This window comes from Candidatus Micrarchaeia archaeon (genome assembly GCA_041650355.1).
Taxonomy (GTDB): domain Archaea; phylum Micrarchaeota; class Micrarchaeia; order Anstonellales; family Bilamarchaeaceae; genus JAHJBR01.
This window is the reverse complement of record JBAZLI010000066.1, coordinates 1-5000: the sequence shown is the minus strand read 5'-3', so window position 1 is coordinate 5000 and position 5000 is coordinate 1. Positions and strand designations below refer to the sequence as shown.

Below are 5000 nucleotides of genomic sequence, written 5' to 3'. Positions count from 1 at the left end.
CCGCGGAGATGCTCGAGAAGGAAGGAGTGAAAGCCGCGGTCGTGAACGTGCACACCATAAAACCCATGGACAGGGAAACCGTTTTGGCTTATGCGAAGAAGTGCGGCCTTTCAGTATCCGTAGAGGAGCACCAGGCGAGCGGCGGACTCGGCTCCGCGATAGCCGAAGTGTTTGCCGAGGAAGGATGCATGCTTTTCAGGCACGGAATCCACAACACATTTACGGAATCCGGCGAGGCGCCGGAGCTTATGAAAAAATACAAATTGGACGCGCAGGGAATTTGCGAGTTCGTGAAAAACGCGAAGCGCGGGGCGGTTGCGAAGAATTAAATATATATTTACACATATTATAACATATAAATACATGCATATACGCCCGCCTGTTCTGCGGCCGGTGATGCTTATGGCGCAACGCACCAGGGAAATCCCTTTGGAAAATCCGGTTACAGACCCGTCCATTTATCTTACTGGTCCTCAGAAGGAGCAGTTGAAGGAAATGCTCGGCCGTGTTTTCGAAACCAGGTCAAAAAGCACAAGCAAGCAGGAGTTCGACAGGAAGCTGGACAGGATAATAGAACTTTCCATAAATTACCTGGTAGCGCAGGCAAAGCTGAAAACCCCTGCTTCCGAGAAGCAGATGATGAAAGACCTTGCGCAGATAGTCCACGCGGAATTCGGCGCATCAACCGAACTCCAGAAAGCCAAGCTCACACTCTCAGTTCACGGCGCGATGCTGAAATCCATGCTCGAAGCGAGCAAGGAGGCGATAGATTTCCTCTCCAGCACGCTCTCTCCGTTCGGGATGGAGGCCATGCTGAAGCCTATTTCGCTTTCCGTGAAGGAGCGCCTCAAAAAAGTGAGCGCTGCAATGGGCGCAGTCGCCGTTGCCAAGGACGAAAAAACGCTCGGCGAAGCTGCAGATGGCGTCGTGTCCGCTTCTTCGTTCAACTACATGATGTTCGAGCTCAGGGCGTCGCGCAGGATGGCGAAGCGGCTGCTGAAATCATCGGAAAACGTGCGCAGGCTGAACGAAATCGTGGCGCGCAAACTCGAGAAGGACGACAGCATGCAGAAGCTCGACGAGGCCACCAGGCCAAAACAATCATAAACCAATGGCCCGATAGTTTATCCGTTTATCCATAATCCGTAAGGTGAAATCATGAAATTCTTCCTTGACACCGCGAACGCGGAAAAGATAAAAAATGCAGTGGAGCTGGGAATGTGCGACGGAGCGACAACCAACCCGACGATAATAATGAAGGAAGGGAAGGAGCACAAAACTGCGATTCAGGAAATCGCTAAAATCATGAAAGGCCCGCTAAGCGTCGAGGGAATAGGGCAGAGCGCCGAGGAGCTGGTGAAGGAAGGAGAGGAATTCGCGAAATGGGCGCCCAACGTGGTCGTTAAAGTTCCCATGACCGCTGAAGGGCTAAAAGCAGTGCGCACGCTGGAAAAGAAAGGCATACGCACAAACGTCACCCTGGTCTTTTCAGCTTCCCAGGCGCTCCTGGCCGCGAAGGCAGGCGCAAGCTACGTTTCCCCGTTCGTCGGCCGCTTGGATGACATTTCAGAGGACGGGATGGCCCTCATACAGGACATAGTGCAGATATACAAGAATTACGGATACAAGACCGAAATAATAGTCGCATCAGTGAGGCATCCTATTCACGTTGTTGAGGCAGCAAAGGCGGGGGCGCACATCGCGACCATCCCTTCAGACGTTTTCGAAAAGCTGTTCAAGCACCCGCTCACGGACAAGGGGATTGCGCAATTTTTGGAGGACCACAAAAAGAGCAGGAAATAATTTAAGGGGCCGAAAGGGCAAAAAACTGCAAGGCAAAATTCACTCCCTGCCCAGGGCATTCAGGAGCGAATACTTTTTCTCAATATTGAGGAATTTCCATCCTGCTTTTATCTCAGCGAAATCCATCGCAGTGTTCGCCGCGTAATGGAAGAGCGTTATTCCTGATGCGAAGGTGAGCCTCTCAACCGCAACTACGGGAATAAGCGCAATCCACACTTCCGCAGGAAGGCTGAACGCATAAAGGAACGCGACCGAACCTATCGCGTGCGCAGTGAACGTGGAGCCCAAGCTTCTTGCGAGTATATTCTCCTTGTAGAAGACCGCCCCTATCGGAATGAGCCAATAGAGCGCGTAATACCACGCCTGCCCTCCAATCGGATGCATCCAGAAAAGGAGCATGCAAGCCGCTGCGGGAATGGCCGCAAGCCTGTCCGTGAATTTGCCCCTGCTCCCGAAATAGAGCGCAGCGAACACCATCGGGAAGAACCTCACGAAGGTTATCAAGTCAAGCGGCTTGCCCCCGATGGTGAAATTCAATATTTCCACCGCGAATACGGAAACTACGCCGAGCGCAGAGCCCAAGACTCCGGCGCTTATCGGGCCTATGAGCTGGAACAGCGTGAAGCTCTGCGATTTCACCCCTAAAATATCGGAAAATTTCACCTGGTACAGCGCCAGGGAAAGCAGCATGAAAGCGCCGAGGAATGCGAGCCTTTTTTTGTCGAAGCTGATTTTTGCGAGTTCCATTTTTCCACCCAAAAAGTCCTGTTCCGATAATGTTTGCTGTACTGAATTTATTTTAATGGGTTTGTTTAATATTCCTTTTGTTGTATTGTAAATTGCATCATGCGCGTATCCGGCAATTTACAATGCCCAAAAAATCGCACAGCCAGTATTCGTCCTGTCGTGCGAATCTATCGCGATTTTCTGGTGTTCTCCATGGACTATGAAGAGGCCATCAATTACCTCAATTCCCTGAATATACTGGGAGGGAAGCTCGGGCTTGCGCGCGAAAGAAAACTGCTCATGGCCCTCAGGAAACCGCAGGAAAAGATGAAAGTGATTCTTGTAGGAGGCACGAGCGGCAAGGGCTCCACCGCAGCGATGATTGCATCCATGCTCCAGGCCTCCGGATTCAAAACCGGGCGCTTCACCAAGCCCCATCTTTCGCGCTTCACCGAGCGCATCTCCATAAACGGCCGCGAGATAACGGAAGGAGAACTCGCGCGCATAGCTTCTAACGTGCGGTGCGAGGCGGAAAAACTAGAAGGCGAAAAGCCCACGTTCTTTGAAATCACGGTCGCAATAGCGTATTCCTATTTCGCAGAAAAGAAAGTTGATTTCGCGGTCATAGAAGTCGGGCTCGGCGGGAGATTAGATGCCACCAACACTGCGGACGCGCTTGTTTCCGTAATCACGAACGTTTCCCTCGAGCATACGGAAATCCTTGGGAAAACGATAGAAAAAATAGCGTTCGAGAAGGCAGGAATAATAAAAGAACGCGGAATGGTTGTGACATCGGCAAAGGGTCCGGCGCTCCGCGTGATTTTGCGCGAGGCAAAAAGGAAGCGCGCCAAGGCGCTCGTGCTGGGCAGGGATTTCAGAATAACCGGGCCGGCGGCGCGCGTTTCGGGAAGCCAGCGTTTCAGGTACTCAAGCCTGAACGCCCGACAGCGCACATTCCAGCTCCCTCTTCTGGGAACCCATCAGCTGAAAAACGCGGCGTGCGCGCTCGCCTGCGTGGAATCAATATCTAGTTCGCGCGTTCCGGAGAAGGCCATGCGCGACGGGCTTGCGAAAGTGAAATGGCCGGGCCGGCTCGAGCTGGTGCAAAAGAACCCCTACGTGGTGCTGGACTGCGCGAAAGACCCGGACGCGGTGAAAACAACGCTCCGAGAAATCGAGAAAATTTTCAAATACAAAAGATTGATTGCGGTCGTGAGCATCTCTTCGGACAAGAATTTCAGAAAAATGGCGCGGAGCATAGCGCGCGCTGCTGATGTAACCATAGTTACGAAGCACTCCGTACTATCACGCGCAGTGGAAACGAAGGTGCTTGCAAGGGAAGCCTCGCGCGATTGCGCTTTCGTCCTTGAGGTGCAGCGCGTGCAGGGCGCAGTTGCGCGCGCGCTCGAAATCGCGGAAAAGCGCGACCTGGTGCTCGTGACCGGCTCGGTTTTCGCAGCGGGCGAGGCTCGCGAGCTGTGGTTCCCTTCAAAAAGGGCCGAGCGGAACCTGAACGAGGCCCCGAGGATTTGAGGGCGCCGGGTTAATCGCGAAAAAAACCCAAAAAGAGCGCATTTAATTTTTTGCTGCGAAATAGCGGCGATGATAACTTCTCTTTCCATGGAAAACTGGCGCTCCCACAAGTCCACGTCGCTCCAGTTCAGGAAAGGAACAAACCTCCTCATCGGCATAATGGGCAGCGGCAAGAGCAGCGTCCTGGACGCAATGTGCTTCGCCCTGTTCGGGAAATTCCCATCTTTAGAGCACAAAACGCTTTCCACCGAGGACATAATAACGCACGGCGAAACCCGGGCCGCGGTGAAGATGGGCATGGACTGGGACGGCTCGGCATACGAGATAACCCGCGAGCTCAGGAAGGGAGCTGGAAAAAGGGCGTCCAGCGAGGCCTGGATAAGGAAGGACGGAAAGCTCGCGGAGCAGGGCCAGAGCGCAGTCAACAAGTACGTGGAGCACGTGCTCAAGGCGGACTACGAGCTGTTCAGCCGCGCAATCTACTCGGAGCAGAATGGGATAGACCGGTTCCTCACTCTGGAAGCCGGAAAGCGCAAGCAGGAGATAGACGAACTTTTGGGCCTGGACAAGTTCGAGACTGCGCGCGCCAACGCGGTGAAAATAGTGAACTCCAGGAAAAGCCTCGCGGCGAAGCTCGCGGAGCAGTTCGACAGGAAGAAGCTCGAGGACGCGAAAAGGAGGGAGCTGGAAGCCAAGGAGAAGATGCTCGCGCTCGAGAATTCCATGAATTCCTTCTCGTCCTCGCTCGAGCAGAACCGGAAAGCCGTGAAGGCCGCTGAAGGGATTTTTCTCGCGCTCAGGGAAAAGAAGGCGCGCCACGAAAAGCTTTCCATCCTTGTTTCAGAGTCCCGCGGCGCGATAGCCCAGCTCGCGCGCGAAACGTCGGGCATGAAACACGAAGAAGGAGCGCTCGCGGCCGCGAAAGCGCGGCTCGCCGT

6 protein-coding genes are annotated in these 5000 nt (G+C 53.8%); 5 read left to right on the top strand and 1 reads right to left on the bottom strand.

From position 1 onward, the window contains the following. From WC488_04485 to fsa, 3 genes are all read left to right on the top strand, one after another. The coding region (locus WC488_04485) for a transketolase C-terminal domain-containing protein (protein ID MFA5077657.1) at positions 1-329 on the top strand (329 nt) is incomplete at its 5' end. Positions 330-402: 73 nt separating this feature from the next. Then, positions 403-1107, top strand: coding sequence for a hypothetical protein (locus WC488_04480; GenBank protein MFA5077656.1), 705 nt, complete (start codon positions 403-405; stop codon positions 1105-1107). A gap of 51 nt (positions 1108-1158) precedes the next feature. After that, positions 1159-1803: a fructose-6-phosphate aldolase gene (gene fsa, locus WC488_04475; protein ID MFA5077655.1), complete on the top strand. Its 645-nt coding sequence runs from the start codon at positions 1159-1161 to the stop codon at positions 1801-1803. Between the two features lie 39 nt (positions 1804-1842). Here the strand turns inward: fsa and WC488_04470 are convergent, their stop codons facing one another. After that, on the bottom strand, positions 1843-2550 hold the full coding sequence (locus WC488_04470; GenBank protein MFA5077654.1) for a hypothetical protein: 708 nt from the start codon (positions 2548-2550) through the stop codon (positions 1843-1845). A gap of 192 nt (positions 2551-2742) precedes the next feature. Here WC488_04470 and WC488_04465 point away from each other — a divergent pair, with 192 nt between their 5' ends. Further along, complete coding sequence (locus WC488_04465) at positions 2743-4062, top strand: folylpolyglutamate synthase/dihydrofolate synthase family protein (protein MFA5077653.1); 1320 nt, start codon at positions 2743-2745, stop codon at positions 4060-4062. Between the two features lie 69 nt (positions 4063-4131). Next, positions 4132-5000: SMC family ATPase (locus tag WC488_04460; GenBank protein MFA5077652.1), on the top strand; the 869-nt coding region annotated here is incomplete at its 3' end.

What these genes read in the sequence shown, in the direction of transcription:
- WC488_04480 (MFA5077656.1), top strand. Translation starts at nt 403, where the DNA reads ATGGCGCAACGCACCAGGGAAATCCCTTTGGAAAATCCGGTTACAGAC.
- fsa (MFA5077655.1), top strand. Translation starts at nt 1,159, where the DNA reads ATGAAATTCTTCCTTGACACCGCGAACGCGGAAAAGATAAAAAATGCA.
- WC488_04470 (MFA5077654.1), bottom strand. Translation starts at nt 2,550, where the DNA reads ATGGAACTCGCAAAAATCAGCTTCGACAAAAAAAGGCTCGCATTCCTC.
- WC488_04465 (MFA5077653.1), top strand. Translation starts at nt 2,743, where the DNA reads ATGGACTATGAAGAGGCCATCAATTACCTCAATTCCCTGAATATACTG.